We start from the raw sequence: 22,023 nt of genomic DNA on the forward strand, positions 1-22,023 counted from the left end.
AAAGGTGCAGTTGATTATTGCGTATTGTCAATCTCTCTCAAACCGGGTAGTAAAAATACGGCAAGCGCAACGATGATAATGCCAATTCCGCAAATGACAAACCATTTCTCAACTCCCAGCCGCTCCGCCAGAGGCCCGGAAATGACAAGGCCAAACGGCATGGCGAGGGAAGCGGCGCTTGTCAGTAGAGAAAAAACTCTCCCCAGATATTCTGGTTTGACCGTTTCTTGAAAAATCGCATTTTGCACACCGTAAAATGGAGCGGAAATTCCCATAACAGTACAGCACACAACAAAGACAAGAAATGCGTCTGGCGGCAAAAGCCCGGAGAGCATATTGCTAACGCCCATCAGGAGAACGGAAAGACCGATGGTGTACCGCCGTTTCTTAAAACCGCCCCAAATGCTCAGAATGACTCCGCCAAGCAGCATACCAACCGCAAAAGCAATTTCAGCGGCAGAGGCATGGGCCGGTGTTCCTTTGAAGTATGACATACAGATGAGAGGAAAAAGCGTACTGATTGGCATATAAAAGAACATATAAATTACACCAATCCAGAGCAGAGCAAAGAGGCCCCTGTTTTGCTTTAATACCACATACCCCTCTTTCATATCCTGTAAAAACTGTTGTCTTTTCGTTTCTGGACATAGTTCAGGCGTTGGTATGGACGAAATCGCAACAGTCACACAGGCAAGGATTGCACCCACAATATCTAACAATATAATTGCATTAAGAGGCCAAACAGCATATAAAAACGCTGCGGCAGCTGGACTGATAATCGCACTTACTGCTTGCATGGTCTGCGTGTAACCAGCGCATTTTGTAAGTTCCTCTTTTGGCACAATCATAGGTGTTGCTGCGCTGAATGCTGGAGAATGAAAAGCAGTTCCCGCACTTCGGATTAACAGGACAACCATAATAGACCATACGGGCAATTCCATGTAAAACGCCACCAGCGCCAGAATACCGCCAGCGGCGGCAATTATCAAATCCGCACCAATCATTACGCTTTTACGGCTGTGCCGGTCAACAAAAGCACCTGCAAACGGGCCTAAACAGGCTTGCGGCAAAAATCCAATCAGTGTTGCCGCCGTCAATATGATTGCAGAATTAGTTTTCGCAACCAAATAAAAGATAATGGCCATTTGCAAAATACCGCTGCTAATAAAGGATATTGCTTGTCCGGCAAGAAGTGTAAAATAAGTTTTTCTCCATGAATTGTTGTTTTGGGTCATAATGCGAACCTCCTTTTTTATTGCATTGTTCCTTTGTTTCTGCAATAAAAAGCAGGCGTTGTCCCACAGAGAGGGCAGACGCCTGCATAACAACAAAGCACGAAAAAACACCACGATACAGTTCAAAGACTGCTCGTGTCAAACCTACGTGTTCCTTTGCATACGCACGCAAAAAAAGCCCACCATCATGTGGAAAGGTACTTCTACTTTTTATTGCTTATTAGCGTACACAAATTAACACACGTAAGCCTCCTTCCAATCTCAAACTGTCGCACAGTATAACACACATCCGATAGACTTGTCAACCATTTTTAACCTTGTTTTCCATCTTGTTTTTCCATCTCTTACGGGCAGTAGCAAAGCCAGGCGAGCCAGTCAACGGTCAAGATGAACGGCGCTTTCAGCGCCGCCGTTGACAGTCTCGCCCGTCTTTGCTAATGGGTAATCAAGGCGGGAAAGCCATTTTAGGGCTTTCCCGCCCATTTCAATTTTGGGAGAAGAAAGGCCCCAAAATGAACGAGTGCGGCCAAACACTTTTAGGGATTGGCCACCTTGTCCACCCATCCAGCGGGGCGGCGGGGAACGGTCAAGGCCGGGCGTCAGCCCATTCATTTCAGCCTTGACGGTTTCCTGCCGTCCTGCTACTTTTCCCGGAGTGTGGCCACACATCTGGTCACGGTGTCCAGAGCTTTGGGACTTTTTGTCCCATAGGCCGGGGGCGGAGGACGAGGGACGGGGGCTTTCATAATACGCCCTGTCTGCTGCTGAAATCAGCCCTTTGTTTCCGGCTTACCAGCCCCAAACAAAGCCCTGCTTTCCTGCCGCGTCAAATGCCCTTGCCCTCCCCGGCGGCAACGGTATTTTCAGGGCAACGCCGACAGAGCGTATAACACACTACACTTTGCTCCGCAAAGTCGTGTGCCAAATGGGGCGCTGCCCCCTTTGGAAACCCCCGCAACAAACAGGTGCTATGCACCCAGCCGGGAGCATAGCGCCGTTTGTTGTCAGCAGCCCGTTTCACGGTCTGCGTGTAGTTCCTTGTAAACTGACCTAAAAAACGATAAAAAGATAGCAGAATACATCCGGCGCCAGTTAGAAGAAGACCAGGCAGGCGAACAGCTGACAATGGGAAACTTCTAAACAGCTCGTTTACGGGCGGCAAGTAGCAATCCTTCGCGGCTGGCAGGCCGTACCAACGCGACGTGACGCGTGCGCTAGTATTCCAGGGTTTCACCCGTCTGTGCAAAACCCCCGGCTCCGCCGGGGGATATTTATTTGTCGGATTACCGCAGAAGCGCCGGGTCGATGGGATGCTGTCTGAAGTAGTATTCCCGGTCGTTGTCGGTGATGGGCCGCAGCACCCGGCAGGGATTGCCCACCGCCACCACATTGTCGGGCAGATCCTTCGTCACCACACTGCCGGCGCCCACCACCACGTTGTCACCCAGCGTGATCCCCGGCAGGAGAATGGCCCCGGCGCCGATCCAGCAGTTTTTGCCGATGTGCACCGCCGCGTTGTACTGGTAGCCCTGGGCCCGCAGCTGGGGCAGAATGGGATGGCCCGCCGTGGCCACCGTCACGTTGGGGCCGAACATCGTGCAGTCCCCCACATAGATGTGGGTGTCATCCACCAGGGTCAGGTTGAAGTTGGCGTAGACATTTTTGCCGAAGTGGACAAACTTGCCCCCGAAGTTGGCGTGCAGCGGCGGTTCGATGTAGCTGCCCTCGCCGAACTCGGCGAACATCTCTTGCAGCAGCGCCGTGCGCCTGGCCCCTTCCCCGGGGCGGGTCTGGTTATAGTCATAGAGTTTTTCCAGGCACCGGGTCTGCTCCTCCACGATGGACGGGTCGTTGGGCAGATACAGCGATACATTGTGCATCTTTTCCTGTACGGTCATACGTAGTCCTCCTCCAGGTCCTCCGCCTTCTGTTCCGCCGCCAGATGGATGAGCTTGGCCATCAGGGGCAGGTAGGTCACAAAGAAGAGGGGCAGCCCCACGGCCACCGCCGTCTTTTTGTATTTGGACGGCACCATCGCCCCCACGGCGATGCCCAGCCCCAGCAGGCAGAATTTGAGCATTGCCATCGTCTTCCAGTCGGACTCCTGCAGATACCGGTCGGCCAGTGCAAACAGTTTTTTCATGGACGGTCCCTCCTGTCCCGTTTTTCTTCATTATGGCAGATTTTTCCCGCCCTGTAAAGACAAAAAGTGGGACCGTTCCCCGCAGGGAACGGTCCCGTCCGATGGTTCTTTATAGCTCAGAAGATGGCCCGGACTTCCGCCTCGGGCACCACGCTGTTGATGCCGCCGTGGGTCTGGGTGGACAGGCTGGCCGCGCAGCAGGCGAACCGGGTGATGGCGCGCAGTTCCTCCACCGTCAGCTCCTCGGGGGCCTTGCCCAGCCGCAGGAACTGGCTCATGGCGCTTCCGCCGAAGATATCCCCGGCGCCGGTGGTATCGATGACATGCAGCCCCGTGGGAGAGGGCACTTCGCAGCTGCCGTTGCGGTTGGCCACATGGCAGCCCTTGGGGCCTAAGGTCGCGTAGACCAGACGCACGCCGTACTCCTTCAGCAGCTTCTGGGCACCCTCCTCGGGGGAGATGCCCCACAGGAATTCGATCTCCTCGTCGCTGATCTTGACGATATCCGCCTGGCGCAGGCCCCACTCGATTTGCTCCTTGGCAGCCTCGTCGCTGGGCCACAGGGGTTTGCGCAGGTTGGGGTCAAAGCTGATGAGCTTGCCCTGCTCCTTGGCGTAGGCCACCGCTGCCTGCGTAGCGGAGCGGGCCGGTTCACTGGTGAGGCTCAAGGTGCCGAAGTGGAAGACCTTGCAGTCGTCCAGCAGGGCCTTGTCCACCTCGTCGCCGGTCAGGCAGGTGTCGGCACCGGGCTTGCGGGCAAAGCTGAAGGACCGGTTGCCGGTGGCGTCCAGCGTGACAAAGGCCAGCGTGGTGAAGACCGCCGGGTCCACCACGAGACCGGTGGTGTCGATGCCGATCTCGTCCAGCGTGCCCTTCAGCAGATGCCCGAAGGCATCATCGCCCACCTTGCCGATGAGCGCCGTGGCGCAGCCGTACTTCTGCAGCGCCGCCAGGAAGTTGCCGGGCGCGCCGCCGGGCTGGGCTTTCAGGGTGGGATAGCCCGCCTCGTCGGTGGAAACAGGTGCAAAGTCAATGAGCAGTTCGCCCAATGCTACAACGTCTTTCATGGAGGTCCTCCCTATCAAGCGCTTTACAGCGCTTTTGTTTCTAGCTGTATTATAGCATACATTCCGGCGGGCGTGAACGTTTTTTTGAAATCTTCTGCACTGCCGGTTCAACACACCCGGAATGCGTGGACCACAAAGCGATCCAGTCCGCTTCCATAGCTGGTAGAACAGGTGGAGAGCGTCAGCACCTGGGCCCCCTGAGGCACCTCTATGCCGGTATCGTAGAGGGACGCAGCTTTCAGGGTTGCCACAAAGGCGTCGTAGTCCTCGCCGCTGGTACGTTCGGTGCGGTAGAGTTCCTCGGTATCGGTGGCGTCGTGGCAGGAGAAAATCTGCCAGGTCTCGTCCCCCTGGGGCGTGCAGAGGGTGAAGGTGGGATAGTCCTGGAAGAACGCCGCCTCCCGGTAGGCGGTCAGCCCGCTGAACATCGAACCGGTGTGCAGGTTGTGACCGTAGATTACCCGGTAAAGCTCCGGTTCCTCTCCACTCGACACCCCGAAAAACAGACAACCCTCGGGGGAGGGCTGGCCGTCGAATCCCTGGTGCAGCCAGGTCTGGTTGTCCTGTGCCTGCACCACCGGCAGCGCCAGCGAAAGTCCCGGCATCTCCAGCCAGGCGGCGGTGTCCGGATTGATGGCCTGCAGCGCCGCAAAATCAATCTTGCTGCCCGTTTCGCCGGCGGGTGCACCGGTCTGCGCTGTCTGCTGCAGCTCCATATAATAGCGGTCGCTTCTCAGATAGCCGTACTGCTCATAGCCGAACAGGCCCAGAAACCCCAGCCCCGCCAGCACCAGCACGATGCTCAGCACAAGCCAGCCTCTGGCCGGCGGCTGGACCAGGCGGCTGTCACCGCGAAAACTTCTCATTCATCACGCATCCCCAATCGCCAGTAGGCCGGTATATGAGACCGGCGGTAGTAAAACAGGCCCGTCACCGCCCCGGCACACAGGCAGACAATCCCCAGCGCCAGCCAGACCCACATCCAGGGGCTGTCCCCAGTCTGGACACGCTCCGGCGGCGTGGTGTCGCCCGGCGTTTTGGGGGTGGGCGTTTCGGCCGGCGGCGTCGCCGTGGGCGGTGTTTCGCTGCGATCCTCCATCGTCACGGTGGCATAGCCATGGTTCGGAATGGTGCCGTCTCCGTTGAAGACAAACTCCACGTCCTCCGCCAGCAGATACCCCTCGGGGGCACTTTCCTCATGGAGCAGGTAGGTGTGTCCCGCCACAAGTACCGTGCCTTCCTCGGTCTGGATGGAAATCTCATGGGGTTCTGTGGTGGTGGTCCAGCGGTCGATTTCCTTGCCGTCCGTCTTGTCGGTCAGCGTCAGCACCGCCCCCGCCAGCGGATTGCCGGCGCTGTCCACCTTGGCAAATTTCACGGTCAGCGGTTTGTCCGTCACGATGAGGGTGTCCCCCTCCAGCGTGCCGGTGTCGCCGTCCAGTTGTACGGTCAGGTCCTCCCGCACCGTGAAGGGGATGTCCTGGCTCACCGCGTAGCCCGCCGGGGCCAGTTCCTCATGCAGGTTGAACCGGCCCGGGTTCAGCGCCACTGTGTGAGGGTCGCTGCCCGAAGTCCAGCTGTCGATGAGGGTGGCCGTCCCGTCGGTGGAAAGACAGTACAGTTCCATCTGAGCGCCAGGAAGTTCCTCGGTGCCGGACAGGCTGCGCTTGCTGATCGTCACGGTCTTGCTGCTGGTGTTGGTAAAGGTATAGGTGGTGCCGTCCTCGCTGACCGACAGCGTGCTGGTGTACCCGTCCAGGCCGGTCATATCCTCCTCTACCCAGCAGTCGGTCATACCGCTGCGGATGGTGAAGGTTGCCTGGGCGGTATCCCCGTGCAGAATCCGATCCGAGACCTCATCCTGGCCGTTTTCCTTATAGTGCAGCACAATCTTGGCGTCGGGGTGGGACTGCCCGCCGGTCTGCCAGACCTTTTTCACATGGATGTCCCCATAGGTGCTGATGGTACCCACCATTTCCTCCAGGGAATTCACCGCCACCACGGGGAACACCCAGTCATCGCTGCCAGGTACATAGTAGCCGTCGGTGCCGGGGATGCGGATCTCGTCCAGCGTTTCCCCCAGCGTCACGCCGATGGAAAAATAGCCCGGGTCGGCGTAGGTGTCCTGGCCGATGCCCGCCGGGAAGTAGACATAGAGGTACTGGTCCCGCTGTTCAAAGGAGACACCACCCTCGGTATAGTCGATGGTGAATCCGTCGGGGCAGTATTTCAGCAGCCAGCTGATGTCCATCCGCAGGTAGCTGCCCTCGGCGGTGCGGTTGTCCACCATCAGGGAGGAATCATCCAGAATGCCGGTAGCACCGGGTGCGACGGTCTCCCCGTTCAGATAGGTGGTACCGTTGCTGTATGTCACATGGGTGGAGGCATTTTCATCCAGCTCGGTGGGGTCATCGGCCTGGTAGGCCCGACCGCACAGCGCGAATCGGAAATTGAAGGAGGCCGAATCCCCGATGCCCAGTGTCAGGGGCGTGCCGGCGTCTTTCAGCGCCTGCAGTTCCTGAGGGGTATACTCCTGGCCGTTCACCGTCATGGTGATCTGCTTCATGTAATGCATCAGGTCAATGTACCCGCTGGCAGACGGATTATAACCGGGATAAGAATAGTTGTCCACCGTATTCTGCGCCCTGGCAGGCAGTGCCCACATCCCCACCAGTACCCACACCATACCCAACAGCAGCAGGCACTTTGCCCAGCCTGCCCGCACGATTTCTTTCCGCTTCATACTACCTTCCCTTACCGCACCCCAACCGGCGCCCCACGCCGGATATCGGCCAAAAGCAAACACAGCACCGCCGCGTTCTGTGGCCGCCACGGCGCCTTTGCTGTTCCTGTACACGGGCGGATCACATTTCCCCGCCCCATTCTCGCGAAATGATATACAGTAAAATTTTATCATTGGAAATCGCAATTTTCAAGCATTTTTTGACCGTATCCGACCGTTTGCGCCACCCTGATGGACCGATTCCACCGATGACAGGATATTGTACCTTTTTTTCTTTCCAAAATAGTCTTGCATTCGGGGCAAAATCATGGTATAGTTTCTCGTTGAAAAGGGAGTAGTTGTAAGTCGCACCGTCAACATCCCGATTCCGCAACTGGAATCTGGCGGAGCGCGCCCCGTAAGTGGTAACAAGACTTTTCGGCCGGGAGCAGTCCCACAGGCCGGGAAGTCTTTTTTCTTTTCCCGGCCGGGTCGGCCCGGTACATTTATAAACAGGAGAGGCGAGAAGAAAGTATGCAGAAACCCTATTTCAATCTATCCCCCCAGGAAGCCCTCAAGCAGCTGGATGTCACGGCCGGCGGCCTGACCGACCAGCAGGCAGCCCAGCGGCTGGAGCAGTACGGCCCCAACCGGCTGGCCGAAGGCGAAAAAAAGAGCTGGCTGGCCGTCTTTGCCGAGCAGTTCAAGGACCTGCTGGTGGCCATCCTCATTGTGGCGGCCATCATTTCCATGTTCTCGGGCAATCTGGAGAGCACACTGGTCATCTTCGCGGTGCTGATCCTCAACGCCGTGCTGGGCACCGTGCAGTACTTCAAGGCCGAGAAATCCCTGGAAAGCCTGAAGGCCATGAGCGCCCCCTCCGCCAAGGTGCTGCGCAACGGTCAGCGGGTGGAGGTGCCCGGTGACCAGGTGGTGCCCGGCGACATCGTGGAACTGGAAGCCGGCGACCTGATCGTGGCGGACGGCCGCATCCTCAACAGCTGGTCGCTGAAGGTGAACGAGAGTTCCCTCACCGGCGAATCCGAGGCAGTGGAAAAGAGCCGTGACGCCATCTCCGGCGCTGAGGTAGCCCTGGGCGACCAGAAGAACATGGCGTTCTCCGGGTCGCTGGTGACCTACGGCCGCGCCACCATGGTGGTGACCGGCACCGGCATGGACACCCAGCTGGGCCGAATCGCGGGCCTGATGAACGAGACCCAGCAGCGCAAGACGCCGCTGCAGAAGAACCTGGACGACTTCTCCGGCAAACTGGCCGTGGTCATCATGGTGATCTGCGCGGCGGTGTTCCTGCTGTCGGTGTTCCGCAACGGTATGGGCGTGCTGGATGCCCTGATGTTCGCCGTGGCGCTGGCCGTGGCGGCCATTCCCGAGGCGCTGAGCTCCATCGTCACCATCGTGCTGGCCATGGGCACCCAGAAGATGGCCCGGCAGCATGCCATCATCAAGGAACTGAAGGCCGTGGAGAGCCTGGGCTCGGTGCAGGTGATCTGCTCCGACAAGACCGGCACCCTGACCCAGAACCGCATGACGGTCCAGCAGATCTGGGCCGACGGCACCCTGACCCCCGGCACCGACCTGGAACTGGAGAACGACGCCCAGCGCACCCTGCTGAAGATCGCCGTGCTGGACAGCGACGCCACCATGAACACCGAGAGCGGCACCGGCGTGGGCGACCCCACCGAAGTAGCCCTGGTCCAGCTGGGCAACTATTTCTATGTGGATGCGCCGGTCTACCGCAGCCAGCATCCCCGTCTGGCCGAGCTGGCCTTTGACTCGGACCGCAAGCTGATGAGTACCCTGCACAACACCGACGAGGGCCCCATGCTCTACACCAAGGGCGCCATCGACGTGCTGCTGGACCGCTCCACCCATCTGCTCACCGGCAACGGCGTGGTGCCCATGACGCCGGAGCGCCGTGCCGAGATCGAAAAGGTCAACCGGGAACTGTCCGAGAACGGCCTGCGGGTGCTGGCCTTTGCCCAGCGTCCTCTGCCGGAGGCCCGGCTGCTCACGCTGGACGACGAAAAGGACTACACCTTTGTGGGCCTGATCTCCATGATCGACCCGCCCCGTCCCGAGAGCATCAAGGCGGTGGCCGAGGCCAGGAAGGCCGGCATCCGCACTGTCATGATCACCGGCGACCACAAGGTCACCGCCACCGCCATCGCCAAACAGATCGGCATCTTCTCGGAGGGCGACATGGCGGTGGACGGCGTGGAACTGGAGAACATGTCCGACGCCGAACTGGACGAGAAGCTGCCCCACATCGCGGTGTACGCCCGGGTCAGCCCCGAGCACAAGATCCGCATCGTGACGGCCTGGCAGCGCCGTGGCTGCATTGCGGCCATGACCGGCGACGGCGTCAACGACGCCCCCGCCCTGAAAAAAGCCGATGTGGGCGTGGCCATGGGCATCACCGGCACCGAGGTCAGCAAGGATGCCGCCGCCATGATCCTGGCCGACGACAACTTCGCCACCATCGTCAAGGCGGTGCTCAACGGCCGCAGCGTCTACGCCAACATCCGCAACGCCATCCAGTTCCTGCTGTCCGGCAACATGGGCGCCATCCTGGCGGTCATCTACGCCTCGCTGGCGGGCCTGAGCGTTCCCTTCCAGCCGGTGCACCTGCTCTTCATCAACCTGCTCACCGACAGTCTGCCCGCCATCGCCCTGGGCATGGAGCCCGCCCGCCCCGGTCTGATGGACCAGAAGCCCCGTGACCCCAACGCCTCCATGATGGACAAACCCATGCTGACCCACGTCTTCGGCCAGGGCCTGATGATCGGTGTGGCGGCCATGATCGCCTTCTACATCGGTCTTGCCCAGGGCGGCGCCGCGCTGGCCAGCACCATGGCCTTTGCCACCCTGACGCTGGCCCGGCTGTTCCACGGCTTCAACTGCCGCGGCACCGAATCCATCTTCCGGCTGGGGCTCTCCGGCAACCCCTACTCCCTCATGGCCTTCGGCACCGGCGTGCTGCTGCTGGCCTTCGTGCTCTTTGTTCCCGCGCTGGAGGGACTGTTCCTGGTGGCCCCTGTCAACGGCTTCCAGGTGCTCTGCATCGTGGTGCTGGCCTTCCTGCCCACCCTGCTCATCCAGCTTTCCCGCGTGATCCGCGGCAAATAAGTTTCCGTCTTCCGGCGGCACCTTCGGGTGCCGCCTTTTTTCGTCGGATGTACAAAATTTTTACGACTTTTTGGGGAAAACGCCACTTGCGGCCACCCCCGCCTGCCCTGTACACTGATTATATAAGAGGCCGGCGGTGCCCGTTTCCCTGCCGCACCGCCAATCTTGCCCGTCAGGAGGAGTACCATGAGAAAAGGGATTGCTTTGTATCTGTCCGCACTGCTGCTGGCCGCGCTGCTCAGCGGCTGCAGCCAGCCCGCCGCCAGCGAGGCCGCTGCGACGCCCGCCCCTTCGCCGGCGTCCACCGCCACCCCCACGCCGGAACCGGCCACGCCCACCCCGGCGCCCACCGAGGAACCGCCGGAGGAATACCAGCCAGGTGAGCGCACCGACACGGACTACACCAGCACCACACTGGGACTGCACTTTGCCCTGCCGGAGACCATGGTCATGGCCAGCGACGACGAGATCAACCAGATGATGCAGGTCACCACCGACATGCTGTACGAGGACCCCGATACCGGCGAAATGATCCTGGACTATTCCCAGCTGAACACCGTCTATGAGATGATGGCCATCGATGTGACCAACGGCAGCAACGTCATCGTCATGAGCGAGAAACTGCCCCTGGCCGCCATGACCGTGGACCAGTACATCGCCGCCATGGAACAGCAGCTCTCCCGGACCACCATGTCCATCGATTTCGGCGATCCGGAGCCCTACACGCTGGGCAGCACCGAGTTCACCTGCCTGAGCTACTCTGTGGAGGCCAACGGTGCCCGGATGAACCAGCTCATGCTGCTGAAAAAGGTGGATGACCGCATGTATGCCATCACCATCTCCTACCCCGACACCGTGGAGCTGGCCCCGCTGCTGGCCTGCTTCTCGCCCACCGGCAATTCCGTGTGATTTCCCCACCAAAACGGTTTTATGGAATCCCCGGCATCCTGCACCGCGCAGGATACCGGGGATTTTTTCATGGTAGAACAGGGCCGAGGCAATATACATTCTCTGCACAGATGCTATTTTTCCTTACATTTACCGAAACGCCATATTTTTTCGAATGACCGACAATTTTTTTGTTGCGAATTTTGTCGAAAAACCATATAATGGTTATATTACAACTCCGCGTGATGCAATCCAACGGAAATGCACCGCCGGATTGCTGCGGCGGCGGAGTCCGATGGCCATAAAAGGAGGCGTTGCGGTTTGAAAAAGGCAAAATGGGTTTCTGTTCTCGCTGTGGTCTGTATGCTGATGGCGCTGCTGCCCGCCACTGTATGGGCAGATGCCGCCGGTACGGGCGGCTCCACCGTGGAAAGCGTTGTGGATGCCGCCACCTGGTACGGCGACCAGACTACCGCCTGTGACACGCTGGACTCCTTCTGGAATGACCAGGTAACCGAAGCACCTTCCACCTATGTGGCGGACGACAGCGCCCGAACGGTTTCCCTGGGGGATGCCGCTGCGCTGGTCTGGTGGGCCCGGCTGGTGAACCAGGGCACTTCCTTTGCGGGGTATACCGTCAATCTGACGGCCGATGCGGACCTGTCCGCCCATTACTGGACCCCCATCTGCACCGGCACGGTCAGCTACACCACCGCCGGGGACTGCAACATTGCAGACAGCCAGACGCTGGAGGGCGTGACCTTCAACGGCAATGGACACACCATCACCGGCCTGACCACCCAGACCGGGGTGCGCGGCGCCCAGCAGGACAGCCGCCCCGGCGACGGGCAGAACAGCTACAGCGATGCCGCCTTCATCGGCTATAACTGCTGCGACCTGACCCTTGAGAACCTGACCTTTGCCGGCGCCCGCATCGCCATCAGCCAGCCCTGGGAAGAGATCACCCAGATCTATGGCAGTAGCATGCTGGCCGTGGTGGTGGGCCGCCAGAATGGCGGCAGCCTGACGCTGCAGAATGTGGCAGTCCGCGGGGCCAGCGTCCTGGCCATGCAGAAGGCCGCCGCCCTGGTGAGCGATCTGGCGGGCAACGCCACGCTGAAGGTCAGCCAGTGCGAAATTTCGGACAGCCGCATCTCCGCCTACTTCCTGGCAGCGCCCATCGTGGGATACGCCAAGTCCGACCAGGTGGAAGTCAGCGGCATCAGGCTGGCCCGCAACACCATCCACATATCGGAACAGGACAGCAGCGCCTGCGCCCTCGATCCCGTCACAGGGGCGCAATACTACGGCGGCGCGCTGAACGCCTCCGCCACCGCCCTGTTCTACGACGGTGCCACCGACAACGGGCAGGGTCATGAGCTGGACCTGGTGGCCGAAGCGGCCGGTTACGCCTACCCCGCCCTGACGGACGCCGTGCAGGCTGTGGTAAACGCCCAGGACAAGACCGGTACGGTCACCCTGCTGAAGGATGCTGCCGGCAGCGGTGTCGGCCTGTTCCAGGCGGACGGCGCCCGGGATGTGAACCTGACCATCGATTTCGGCGGGCACACCTACACCTGTACCGCTCCGGCCGGGAGCTCCGGCGGCGCTGAAAATCCGGGCTTCCGCCTGGAGGCGGGCAACACCGTAACGCTGCAAAACGGTACGGTTGCCGTTTCGCAGGAGGCCGCGGATATTACCACCCTGATTGCGAATTCCTCCAACCTGACGCTGCAGGACCTGAACCTGCAGGGTGCCGGAAGTACCCGGTGCCTGCTTTCCGGGGATTCCGGCGAGATGGTGATGAGCCGTGTCAACGCGGACGGCACTGCCGATGATCTGGCGGCCGTGGCGCTGGTACACCGCCCGGATCCCCTCTCGGAAGGCACGGTCCCCACGCTGGCCATCCACAACACCGGGGACCACGTCATCCGCGGCACCCTCGGCGTGTATGGCCCCGAGGCAGATGTGCCGATCACGGAAAGCGCCTCCGCCCTGACCATCGACGGCGGCGCTTACAGCGAAGACCCCAGCGATTACCTGGGCGCCGGCCTCATTGCGGTGCCTGCGGACGGGCTTTTCCGGGTGCAGACCTACGAGCCGGATGTGCTGCTCTCCGGGCTGCCTCCCGTTGACCCTGACCGGGAGGAAGTGCAGGCCGGCATGACTTCCGACGGCGAAACGCTGCTGGCTGCACAGACCGAACAGCTGCTTGTGGACATGCTGGGCAGCCAGACCCCCGCCGGCGTGGACGAAGAAACCGCCGCCCGGGTGGAGGACGCCATCCGGCAGCTGCAGCCCATCACGGTGGAAGTGCGGTTTTCTAAGGAGGGGATCTCCCCGGAGGACAAAACCGCCGCACAGAAGATCCTGGAGGACGGGGATACCCTGACCCGGTTCTTCGATCTCTCCCTTGTGCTGAAATCCGGCGACACCGAACTGGGCAAGCTGACCCGACTGGCCAGCCCGCTGCGCATCAGCGTTTTCCTCCCGGAATCGCTGGTGCAGGCCGACCGTACCTTCTTCCTCGTCCGTGTCCATGAGGGTGTGGCGGAAAAGCTGCCCGCAGCCTTTGACGCCGCCAGCGCCGCGCTGACCTTCGACACCGACCGGTTCTCCACCTACGCCCTGGGCTACACCGATCCCCCGGCTCCCCAACCCGCGGAGGAGGCGCCGCCTTCCGGCTCCGGCGGCAGTTCCTCCGATCCCACCGACAGTTCCGCCGACGGCTCTTCCGGCAGTTCCTCCGGCACCGCTTCCGATAATGCTGCCAGCGGCGGTTCTTCCGGCAATTCTTCCACCAGTTCTGCCAGCGCTTCTTCCGGCAGTACGGCGGCCACCGCCACGTCCCGGGCGGCAGCGCCTGCACAGCCCGCCTTCGCGCCGGCCTCCCCTGCCGGTTCTTCCGGGATCCCGCAGACTTCCGACCCCGGCCATCCCATGCTGTGGTGGGTGCTCTTCTGCCTGTCGGGTGCCGGCCTGGCGGCTTCCGCGGTCTGCCGTTTCCGGCAAAAATACACCCGGTAAACCGGGGCCGCTGCCTGCCGCCAAAAGATAACGCCAACTTAAAAAGCGGCTGCCCTCTGCGGGCAGCCGCTTTTCCTGCGCGGTTCTGTCTCTGAAAAAACACAAAAAGCACCGCCGCGGAGGCAGCCTCCGCGGCGGTGTCTGTTTACGGATTCGAGGTCAGGCCCTTTGATCAGACGCGATACTGTTCAGGCAGCTGATCGACGGTCTGCCATTTCTGCATGGCTTCTTCCAGGGACATGCCATCGGCCACCGCCCCCCGGCCCCGACCAGCAGCGACAGCAGGAAAGCCAGCGACGCACCCGCCAGCAGCGCAAAGAGGATCATAGCAGTCCTCCCCCCACGTAGCTCGCCACCGCCGCCATGAAGGCGGTGCGCTGGCGGCGGCTGATGGCCAGCCGTTCCTTTCCCACCACCACGAACTCGTCCTGCACGGCTTTGATGTGCTTCAGATTCACCAGGTAGCACTGGTTGCACCGCACAAAATGGAAGGGGGTCAGCCGCTGCTCGGCGCTGCGCATGCTGTCCCGCACCGGCAGCACCTCGTCGGCGGTATGGTAGTAGAGCATCCGGTTGTGGGTTTCCAGATAGTAGATCTCATCGGTGTTCAGCACCCGCAGTTCCCCGCCGGTCTGGATCGTCACCTGGGCATGGCCCCGGCGCTCCGCCCGACGGATGGCCCGCTCCAGCTTGACCCGGAACTGGTAGTAGTTCACCGGCTTGAGCACAAAGTCCAGGGCGTCCACCTCATAGCCGCGGATGGCGTACTGGGCCATGTTGGTCACAAAGACCAGCACCACATTCTGGTCCACCGCCCGGATGCGCGCCGCCGTGTCCATCCCCCCCTGCCGCGGCTTCTCGATGTCCATGAAGATCACATCGAAGCCACCCCGGTAGGGCGTGATGGCGCTGCCGTCCGGGAAGGTCTCCACCTCCAGCGGGGTGCCGCTCTCGGCGGCATACTGTTTCACAAAACCGCAGAGCTGCGCCCGCACGTCGGCGTTGTCTTCCACGATGGCGATCCGCATGGCCGTTCTCCTTTCCGCCGGATTCCGGGGAATGCAAAGACTACAATTCCCCTATTATTTTCCTATTATAAGAGAGCGGCCACAAAATCAAGCGGCCGGTTCCACTCCGGACCGCAAAAAAGGCCCCGGCGCCGCAGGGCACCGGGGCCGCGGAAACCTTCCCTCAGCGCTCGCTGAGAAAAGGTCCGTTGAAGACATACTGATCCAGGCGGCGGAAGGCCTCCTTCACACGGGCAAGGGGCAGCGCCAGGTTCATCCGGATGGCGCAGGGACCGTGGAACATCCGGCCGTCCTGCCAGGCCACCCCCACGTCCCAGCCGGCCTGGAGCACCTGGGCGATGGTGCGGCTGTGGGCCGCGCACCAATCGGTGCAGTCCAGGAAGAGCATGTAGGTGCCCTCGGGTTTTGCCACCGAAACGCCCTGGAAATGGGCGTCGATGTAGTCGCAGGCAAAGTTCACGTTGCCGCTGAGCACCCTGCAGAGCTGGTCCACCCAGTCGTGACCCTCGGGGCTGTAGGCACCGATGAGCGCGTGCATGGACAGCACATTCATCTCATTGTAATGGGGCTTGGTGCTCTTGGCCACCACCCGGTCCCGCAGGTACGGATTATAAATAATATGGTAGCTGCCCACCAGGCCCGCCAGGTTGAAGGTCTTGCTGGGGGCATAGAGCGCCACGGTGCGCTGCCGGGCGTCCTCGCTCACCGACTGGGTGGGAGTGTGCTTGTGGCCGTTGAGCAGGATGTCCGACCAGATCTCGTCCGAGATGACCAGGCAGTCGTTGGCCCGGTAGACCTCCATGGCCCGGGCGATCTCCTCCCGGGTCCAGACCCGGCCGCAGGGGTTATGGGGGGAGCAGAAAATCGCCACATGGATGTGGTACTGTTTCAGTTTGGCATCCATGTCGGCGTAGTCCATCCGCCAGACGCCCTGCTCGTCCCGCACCAGCGGCGAGTGGACGATGCGGTAGCCGTTGTTTTGCAGCGACTTGGTGAAGCCGATGTAGGTGGGGCTGTGGAGCAGCACACCGTCGCCGGGGGCGGCAAAGCTGGTCACCGCCGAGACCACCCCGCCCAGCACGCCGTTCTCGTAGCCGATGCAGTCCCGGGTGAGCAGCGCCGGGTCCGCCCCGTTGCGCCGCACCTGCCAGTCGATGATGGCGTTGTAGTAGGCGTCGGTGGCCTCAAAATAGCCGAAGGCCGGGTGCTGCGCCCGCCGGATGATGGCCGCCGGCACGGTGGGCACCGTGGGGAAGTTCATGTCGGCCACCCACATGGGGATGGCGTCAAAGCCGGGCTTGGGGGCGCCCGGCGCAAATCCGCCCGGCTTGCCCAAGGCGTCCACCGCGATGGCGTCCTGACCGTGGCGGTCCATGATCGTTGTGAAATCGTATTGCATCTGACTGGGTCCTTTCCGGCGGGATCAGCCGCCTGTTTTCGGCACCCATTATAGCACATTTTCCGCCGCCGCAACAGCACGGCAAAGCCCCGCCGCCTGGCGGGCGGCGGGGCTTTGGATTCAGACGCCGTGGGCGTCACAGTGGGCACAGTTCTCGCAGTCGGGGAAGATCTTTTTGTCGTAGGCGATGCCGTGGCGGTCGTAGTAGTCCTTCAGAGCCAGCTTGATGGCCTCCTCCGCCAGCACCGAACAGTGGATCTTGTGGGCGGGCAGGCCGTTGAGGGCCTCCACCACCGCCTTGTTGGTGACGGCCAGCGCATCGGACACCGGCTTGCCCTTGATCATCTCGGTGGCCATGGAGCTGGAAGCGATGGCGCTGCCGCAGCCGAAGGTCTCAAACTTGGCGTCGGTGATGGTGTCGTTGTCGATCTTCAGGTAGATCTTCATGATATCGCCGCACTTGGCGTTGCCCACCTCACCCACGCCGTCGGCGTTCTCGATGGCGCCCACGTTGCGGGGATGGCGGAAATGGTCCATGACGGTTTCGCTGTATAATGCCATAGTTACTGCTCCTTACGCAATGATGTAGTCCCGCACGCCCTGCTGCAGGTCCCGCCATACCGGCGAGATGCTCCGCAGATAGGCCACGGTTTCGGTGACGGACTGGATCAGGCAGTCGATCTGTTCCTCGGTGACAGCGGCCCCCAGGGAGAGGCGCAGCGACCCGTGGGCCACGTCATGCACCCGGCCGATGGCCAGCAGCACGTGGCTTGGGTCCAGCGAGCCCGAGGTGCAGGCCGATCCCGACGAGGCGCAGATGCCCTTGTCGTCGAGGAGCAGCAGCAGGGATTCCCCCTCGATGCCCTCGAAGCAGAAGCTCACGTTGCCGGGCAGCCGCTGTACCGCATCGCCGTTGAGGGACGCGTGGGGAATTCTGGACAGCCCCGCGATGAGCTTGTCCCGCAGCGGCACCAGCCGGGCGGTGTATTCCGCCATGTGGTCGCAGGCCTCGTTCAGCGCCGCCGCCATGCCCACGATGGCGGGCAGGTTCTCGGTGCCGGCACGGCGGCCCCGCTCCTGGGCGCCGCCCTCGATGAGGGGCTCCAGGTAGATGCCCTTGCGCACATAGAGCGCGCCGGTTCCCTTGGGGCCGTGGAACTTGTGGGCGGACAGGGACAGCAGGTCGATGTTCTGGGCCTTCACGTCGATGGGCAGGTGTCCCACCGCCTGGACGGCGTCGGTGTGGAAGAGCACCCCCGCCTCCCGGCAGACCCGGCCGATCTCGGCGATGGGCTGGATGGTGCCGATCTCGTTGTTGGCGTACATCACGCTCACCAGGCAGGTGTCCGGCCGGATGGCCGCCCGCACCTCTTCCGGCGTGACGATGCCGTTCTCGTGAACGTCCAGCAGCGTGACGGTGAAGCCCTCCTTCTCGAGGCGGCGCAGCGTGTGCAGCACGGCGTGGTGCTCAAAGGCCGTGGAGATGATATGCTTCTTGCCCTTGGCGGCGCCCAGATGAGCCACGCCCCGCAGGGCCTGGTTGTCCGCCTCGCTGCCCCCCGAGGTGAAGATCAGCTCCCCGGGCTCACAACCCAGCCGGGCGGCGATCCGCCCGCGGGCGTCGGCCAGGGCTTCCGCCGCCTTCTGGCCGGAGGAGTGAAGACTGCTTGCATTGCCGTCGCTCTCCCGGTAGCAGGTGAGCATGGCCTCTATGGCCGCCGGGCTGATGGCCGTGGTGGCGGCGTTATCTGCGTAGATTCGCATGATATTCATCCTTTCGCGCAGGGGACGCCGGGGCGTCCGTATTCCCTACTTGTTTTATATGCATTATACTACGCCTTATTTCCCTACTTGTCAAGTAGGTTTTTGAATTTGTGTTTTGTCCGCTCTCCCTGACACGAAACGGCAAACCTCACGGCGGTTTTTGCCTATAGTAAGGGTATGGCGCTGCTGCGCCAGGAGAGGAAATCAGCGATGAATCATGCACTGCAACGTATGACTGCCCTGCTGCTGGCCGGTGTGCTGGCAGGCAGCGGCATGACTGCGGCGGCCCTGGCCACCCCGGAGCAGGCGGCCACCCCGGAGGCGGCAGCGCCTGCCCTGCCGCCGGAAGTTCCTGCCGCCACGCCGGAGCAGACGGAACCGGCGGCCGCGGTCCCGGATGCCGCAGTCCCGGATGCCGCGGCTGCCCCCCGGGCCGACGGCCAGGTGGTGGACGGCACCGTCTCCCCCATCGGCACGACGATCAACTTATTCGATTACTGGATCACCACCCGGGACGCCCCCGACAACACCAATCCCCCCGACCTGAACCAGGGCATCAACGCCGGCAAGGCGCTGATTTTTACGGCCAATCCCGGGCGAGGCGGCGGCATCAACAACTACACCGGCAGCGCCAATCCCCGCACCGGCATGGTGCTGCCCACCCTGCAGGAGGGCTATCCCCAGCTGACCGCCAGCGGGCAGTCACTGAACTACCTGTTCAACCCCGCCCTGCCCAACGCTGGCAAGGCCTCCTACCCCAACGTGCGGGATCTTTTGCAGATCGACGAGGACGGCTACTACTATTACAACTGCACCCAGGATTTTGCCCAGTTCGACGAGGCTTCCAACACCTTTACCCTCTACACCCCGCCGGGTGTGCTCACCGCCGGGTCCGCCCCGCTGCTGGGACAGTTCTTTCCCTTCAACAACTACGAGCAGGTCAAGGGCGTCAACGCCCGCAACCCTGCCATCAACCACTATTTCGGCATGACGATGACCACCCGCTTTGTCCAGCAGCCCTACGGCACGGTGGACGGCACCGCGGGCGGCACCCCCGTGACCTACGACTTTTCCGGCGACGACGATGTCTGGGTCTTCATCGACAATGTGCTGGTAGGGGACCTGGGGGGCATCCACGATGCGGCGTCGCTGTCCATCAACTTCCAGACCGGGCAGATTCTCGTGAACGGCGCTTCCGACGGCACGCTGCGCAGCAAATTCCAGGCGGCAAACGTGCCCTGGACCAACGGCAGCGCCGACACCTTCGCCGATGACACCTACCATACCCTGAAATTCTTCTATCTGGAGCGGGGCAACGTGGACTCCAACATGGAGCTGAAGTTCAATCTGGTGTCCATCCCCCAGAGCGACCTGATCAAGGTGGACCAGACCGGCGCTGCTGTGCCGGGGGCCCGGTTCAATCTCTACTACGCCGGCGACGACTATACATACAACCCCCAGGACCTCATCGCCACCGGTACCACCGGGCCGGACGGCACCTTTGTGTTCCAGAACCCCGACGGCACGCTGCTGAGCCTGAACAACCTGAAAAACGAGTACGGCGGCCCCGGCCGGACCGGCAAATTCGTGCTGGTGGAGGAGAGCGTGCCCGCCGGCTACCGCGCCCCGGGGCCCATCGACCTCTATTTTCCTGCCGACTATCCCCAGCTGGCCACCCTGCTGTCGGCCAACCCCTGGGACACCGGCGCCTACGCCAGCCCCACCGTCACGGTGACGCTGCCCGACACCGTGGAGAACCTGCAGGGACAGCAGTACCCCGCCGATTCCGGCACCTACTTTGCGGTGGTGCTCAAGCGCCAGAGTGCCGGCGGCGACGGCAGCAGCACCCAGAGTGCCTGGTATCCGGTGTCGGGGGACCCCATCGAGGGCTGGCAGGTGGCGGACAGCACCAACCTCACCGCTGTGCTGGCGGCCGCCCGGGCCAACCCCTATCTATTTGTGCTGGACTCCAGCGGCGCCTACAAGGATACGCTGGAAAATCTGCCCGGGGATATCCTGACCTACTACTACGTGCTGGCTTCCAACGGCAAACTGACCGCCGACAATGCCCAGTATACCGTGGGGTTCTACCGCACCAGCGCCGCCAGCCTGGCCGATGCCACCCCTGAAAACACCGTCCGCCTCAACGACGGGGCATCCATCAACGGCCAGAACTTCGACCGGGAGTTCGCAGTGCAGCTCTACGTACCCGACATCAAGAACTATCTCTTTGTGCAGAAGATCGCCGAGGACGGCTACACACCCCTGAGCGGCGCCGGGTTCGCGCTGTACAAGGCATCGGATGTGACGGACGGCGCGGTGAACCCCGGGGCCCAGCCCTTCGACACGGTGACCACCCGCAACCAGAGCCAGAACCAGGGGGACGTGATCACACTGGGCGGGGCGGGGGTCTTCCCCAACACCCAGGCGGTACTTCCGGCAGGCACCTACTATCTCAAAGAATTGCAGGCCCCCGCCGGGTACGCCCCCAGCGGCGACCTCACCGAAGTCATTGTGGACAACACCGATGTCTATGCTAATGCCGGCACCGCCGACGATGACATCACGGTGCTGCGGGGTGTGGGCAAGATCGTGCGCAGCATGCTGCAGTTTGCGGTGCCCGACGACATCAACGCCACCCTCACCGACATCCAGGCCGCTCTGTACACGGCGCCCTCCTACACGCCGGGCACCGGCAACGACTGGGCGGTCTGGACAGCCTCCGGCCAGACGCCGCTGGCTCTCTCCTACTACCAGAACAACCAGATCCTGGAATACGGCCCCACCACCCCCGGGGACCCCGTTTATTTTGCCGTGCAGTCCGGCTGGTCCCGTCTGCGGATCACCCAGAACTACGCCGCCGGCACCGACCAGGCCCTGAAGATCAACCTGGGCGACCAGAACGTGAGCAACGTCTTTGCCCGCAGCACCATCGTGCAGGTGCGCAACCAGTCCACCCGGCTGGTGCTGCAAAAACAGGTCACCGGGGCGCTGGGGGAGGTGACCCGGCCCTTTGCCTTCACCATCGCCCTGCGGGATGCCGCCGGCACGCCCCTGACCGGCAGCTACGGCGGCCTGACCTTCAGCGCCCAGGGCACCGCCGAAACCGCCCTCACCGACGGCGGCGAGATCACACTGCGCGGCCTGCCCGACGGCACCGTCTGCACGGTGTACGAGGAGCCGGTCCCCGACTACGAAACCACTGTGCGCGTCAACGGCGGCACGGCCCAGCCCGGCCCCTCGGTGCAGGTCACCACCGCCCCGGGGCTGACCACCATCCTCTACATCAACCGCAGCACGCTGGTGCCACCCTCCCCCACGCCGGCACCTTCCGGGACGCCCTCCCCCGCTCCGTCCGGATGCCCCCAGGGCACGGCCACGCCTGCCGCCACCGCCCGCCCCGGTGACGGAGCTTCCGTCAGCCCGGCGCCGGCCGCCACGGCCACCCCCGCGCCGTCGGTCATACCGCCCACCGGGGATGCCTTCCCGCTGTGGGGCCTGCTTCTGCTGACAGCTGCATCAGCCGGACTGTTCCTGCTGCTGCGCCGCCTGCACCGATAATTTTCTGCGGACACCCGTTTTGGGGTGTCCGCTGTTTTTTTA

The 22,023-nt window shown here is 62.1% G+C and carries 14 protein-coding genes; 4 read left to right on the plus strand and 10 right to left on the minus strand.

Annotation, left to right across the window (positions count from 1 at the left end):
* Positions 1–14 precede the first annotated feature (14 nt).
* The 6 genes from ABGT73_RS10340 to ABGT73_RS10365 all read right to left on the minus strand — a co-directional run bounded on the left by ABGT73_RS10340 (position 15) and on the right by ABGT73_RS10365 (position 7,188).
* Positions 15–1,235: an MFS transporter gene (locus ABGT73_RS10340; protein ID WP_002584949.1), complete on the minus strand. Its 1,221-nt coding sequence runs from the start codon at positions 1,233–1,235 to the stop codon at positions 15–17.
* Between the two features lie 1,283 nt (positions 1,236–2,518).
* Positions 2,519–3,133, minus strand: coding sequence for a sugar O-acetyltransferase (locus ABGT73_RS10345; RefSeq protein ID WP_346669627.1), 615 nt, complete (start codon positions 3,131–3,133; stop codon positions 2,519–2,521).
* Positions 3,130–3,378 carry a permease of phosphate ABC transporter gene (locus ABGT73_RS10350; RefSeq protein ID WP_346669628.1) on the minus strand — a complete coding sequence of 83 codons (249 nt, stop codon included), beginning with the start codon at positions 3,376–3,378 and terminating at the stop codon, positions 3,130–3,132. Before ABGT73_RS10350 ends, ABGT73_RS10345 begins: the two co-directional genes overlap by 4 nt.
* A gap of 116 nt (positions 3,379–3,494) precedes the next feature.
* The gene (locus ABGT73_RS10355) at positions 3,495–4,445 is read right to left on the minus strand and encodes a carbohydrate kinase (RefSeq protein ID WP_346669629.1); all 951 of its coding nucleotides are present in this window, start codon (positions 4,443–4,445) and stop codon (positions 3,495–3,497) included.
* Positions 4,446–4,552: 107 nt separating this feature from the next.
* Entirely contained in the window at positions 4,553–5,311 is a 759-nt protein-coding gene (locus ABGT73_RS10360; RefSeq protein WP_346669630.1) for a class B sortase, read from the minus strand.
* Positions 5,308–7,188, minus strand: coding sequence for a SpaA isopeptide-forming pilin-related protein (locus ABGT73_RS10365; protein WP_346669631.1), 1,881 nt, complete (start codon positions 7,186–7,188; stop codon positions 5,308–5,310). Before ABGT73_RS10365 ends, ABGT73_RS10360 begins: the two co-directional genes overlap by 4 nt.
* A gap of 513 nt (positions 7,189–7,701) precedes the next feature.
* Between ABGT73_RS10365 and ABGT73_RS10370 the strand changes: the two genes are divergently transcribed.
* The 3 genes from ABGT73_RS10370 (at position 7,702) to ABGT73_RS10380 (ending at position 14,229) form a co-directional block, all read left to right on the plus strand.
* Positions 7,702–10,314: a cation-translocating P-type ATPase gene (locus ABGT73_RS10370; RefSeq protein WP_346669632.1), complete on the plus strand. Its 2,613-nt coding sequence runs from the start codon at positions 7,702–7,704 to the stop codon at positions 10,312–10,314.
* A 186-nt stretch (positions 10,315–10,500) separates the two neighbouring features.
* Entirely contained in the window at positions 10,501–11,223 is a 723-nt protein-coding gene (locus tag ABGT73_RS10375; protein WP_346669633.1) for a hypothetical protein, read from the plus strand.
* A 300-nt stretch (positions 11,224–11,523) separates the two neighbouring features.
* Positions 11,524–14,229 (plus strand): hypothetical protein, encoded by a 2,706-nt coding sequence (locus ABGT73_RS10380; RefSeq protein WP_346669634.1) that lies wholly within the window; start codon positions 11,524–11,526, stop codon positions 14,227–14,229.
* Positions 14,230–14,552: 323 nt separating this feature from the next.
* Here ABGT73_RS10380 and ABGT73_RS10385 read toward each other — a convergent pair whose 3' ends face one another.
* The 4 genes from ABGT73_RS10385 to ABGT73_RS10400 all read right to left on the minus strand — a co-directional run bounded on the left by ABGT73_RS10385 (position 14,553) and on the right by ABGT73_RS10400 (position 18,420).
* A complete protein-coding gene (locus ABGT73_RS10385) occupies positions 14,553–15,257 on the minus strand; it encodes a LytTR family DNA-binding domain-containing protein (protein WP_346669635.1) in 705 nt (234 codons plus the stop codon).
* A 163-nt stretch (positions 15,258–15,420) separates the two neighbouring features.
* On the minus strand, positions 15,421–16,656 hold the full coding sequence (locus tag ABGT73_RS10390) for an aminotransferase class I/II-fold pyridoxal phosphate-dependent enzyme (RefSeq protein WP_346669636.1): 1,236 nt from the start codon (positions 16,654–16,656) through the stop codon (positions 15,421–15,423).
* 120 nt (positions 16,657–16,776) lie between these two features.
* Positions 16,777–17,217 (minus strand): Fe-S cluster assembly scaffold protein NifU, encoded by a 441-nt coding sequence (gene nifU / locus ABGT73_RS10395; protein WP_346669637.1) that lies wholly within the window; start codon positions 17,215–17,217, stop codon positions 16,777–16,779.
* A gap of 12 nt (positions 17,218–17,229) precedes the next feature.
* Complete coding sequence (locus tag ABGT73_RS10400) at positions 17,230–18,420, minus strand: IscS subfamily cysteine desulfurase (RefSeq protein WP_346669638.1); 1,191 nt, start codon at positions 18,418–18,420, stop codon at positions 17,230–17,232.
* 210 nt (positions 18,421–18,630) lie between these two features.
* Between ABGT73_RS10400 and ABGT73_RS10405 the strand changes: the two genes are divergently transcribed.
* Entirely contained in the window at positions 18,631–21,981 is a 3,351-nt protein-coding gene (locus ABGT73_RS10405) for a SpaA isopeptide-forming pilin-related protein (protein WP_346669639.1), read from the plus strand.
* Positions 21,982–22,023: the final 42 nt, after the last annotated feature.

Source organism: uncultured Subdoligranulum sp. (assembly GCF_963931595.1).
In the GTDB taxonomy this organism is placed as follows: Bacteria; Bacillota; Clostridia; order Oscillospirales; family Ruminococcaceae; genus Gemmiger.

What these genes read in the sequence shown, in the direction of transcription:
- ABGT73_RS10375 (WP_346669633.1), top strand. Translation starts at nt 10,501, where the DNA reads ATGAGAAAAGGGATTGCTTTGTATCTGTCCGCACTGCTGCTGGCCGCG.
- ABGT73_RS10385 (WP_346669635.1), bottom strand. Translation starts at nt 15,257, where the DNA reads ATGCGGATCGCCATCGTGGAAGACAACGCCGACGTGCGGGCGCAGCTC.
- ABGT73_RS10370 (WP_346669632.1), top strand. Translation starts at nt 7,702, where the DNA reads ATGCAGAAACCCTATTTCAATCTATCCCCCCAGGAAGCCCTCAAGCAG.
- ABGT73_RS10350 (WP_346669628.1), bottom strand. Translation starts at nt 3,378, where the DNA reads ATGAAAAAACTGTTTGCACTGGCCGACCGGTATCTGCAGGAGTCCGAC.
- ABGT73_RS10360 (WP_346669630.1), bottom strand. Translation starts at nt 5,311, where the DNA reads ATGAGAAGTTTTCGCGGTGACAGCCGCCTGGTCCAGCCGCCGGCCAGA.
- ABGT73_RS10345 (WP_346669627.1), bottom strand. Translation starts at nt 3,133, where the DNA reads ATGACCGTACAGGAAAAGATGCACAATGTATCGCTGTATCTGCCCAAC.
- nifU (WP_346669637.1), bottom strand. Translation starts at nt 17,217, where the DNA reads ATGGCATTATACAGCGAAACCGTCATGGACCATTTCCGCCATCCCCGC.
- ABGT73_RS10340 (WP_002584949.1), bottom strand. Translation starts at nt 1,235, where the DNA reads ATGACCCAAAACAACAATTCATGGAGAAAAACTTATTTTACACTTCTT.
- ABGT73_RS10390 (WP_346669636.1), bottom strand. Translation starts at nt 16,656, where the DNA reads ATGCAATACGATTTCACAACGATCATGGACCGCCACGGTCAGGACGCC.
- ABGT73_RS10405 (WP_346669639.1), top strand. Translation starts at nt 18,631, where the DNA reads ATGAATCATGCACTGCAACGTATGACTGCCCTGCTGCTGGCCGGTGTG.
- ABGT73_RS10400 (WP_346669638.1), bottom strand. Translation starts at nt 18,420, where the DNA reads ATGCGAATCTACGCAGATAACGCCGCCACCACGGCCATCAGCCCGGCG.
- ABGT73_RS10355 (WP_346669629.1), bottom strand. Translation starts at nt 4,445, where the DNA reads ATGAAAGACGTTGTAGCATTGGGCGAACTGCTCATTGACTTTGCACCT.
- ABGT73_RS10365 (WP_346669631.1), bottom strand. Translation starts at nt 7,188, where the DNA reads ATGAAGCGGAAAGAAATCGTGCGGGCAGGCTGGGCAAAGTGCCTGCTG.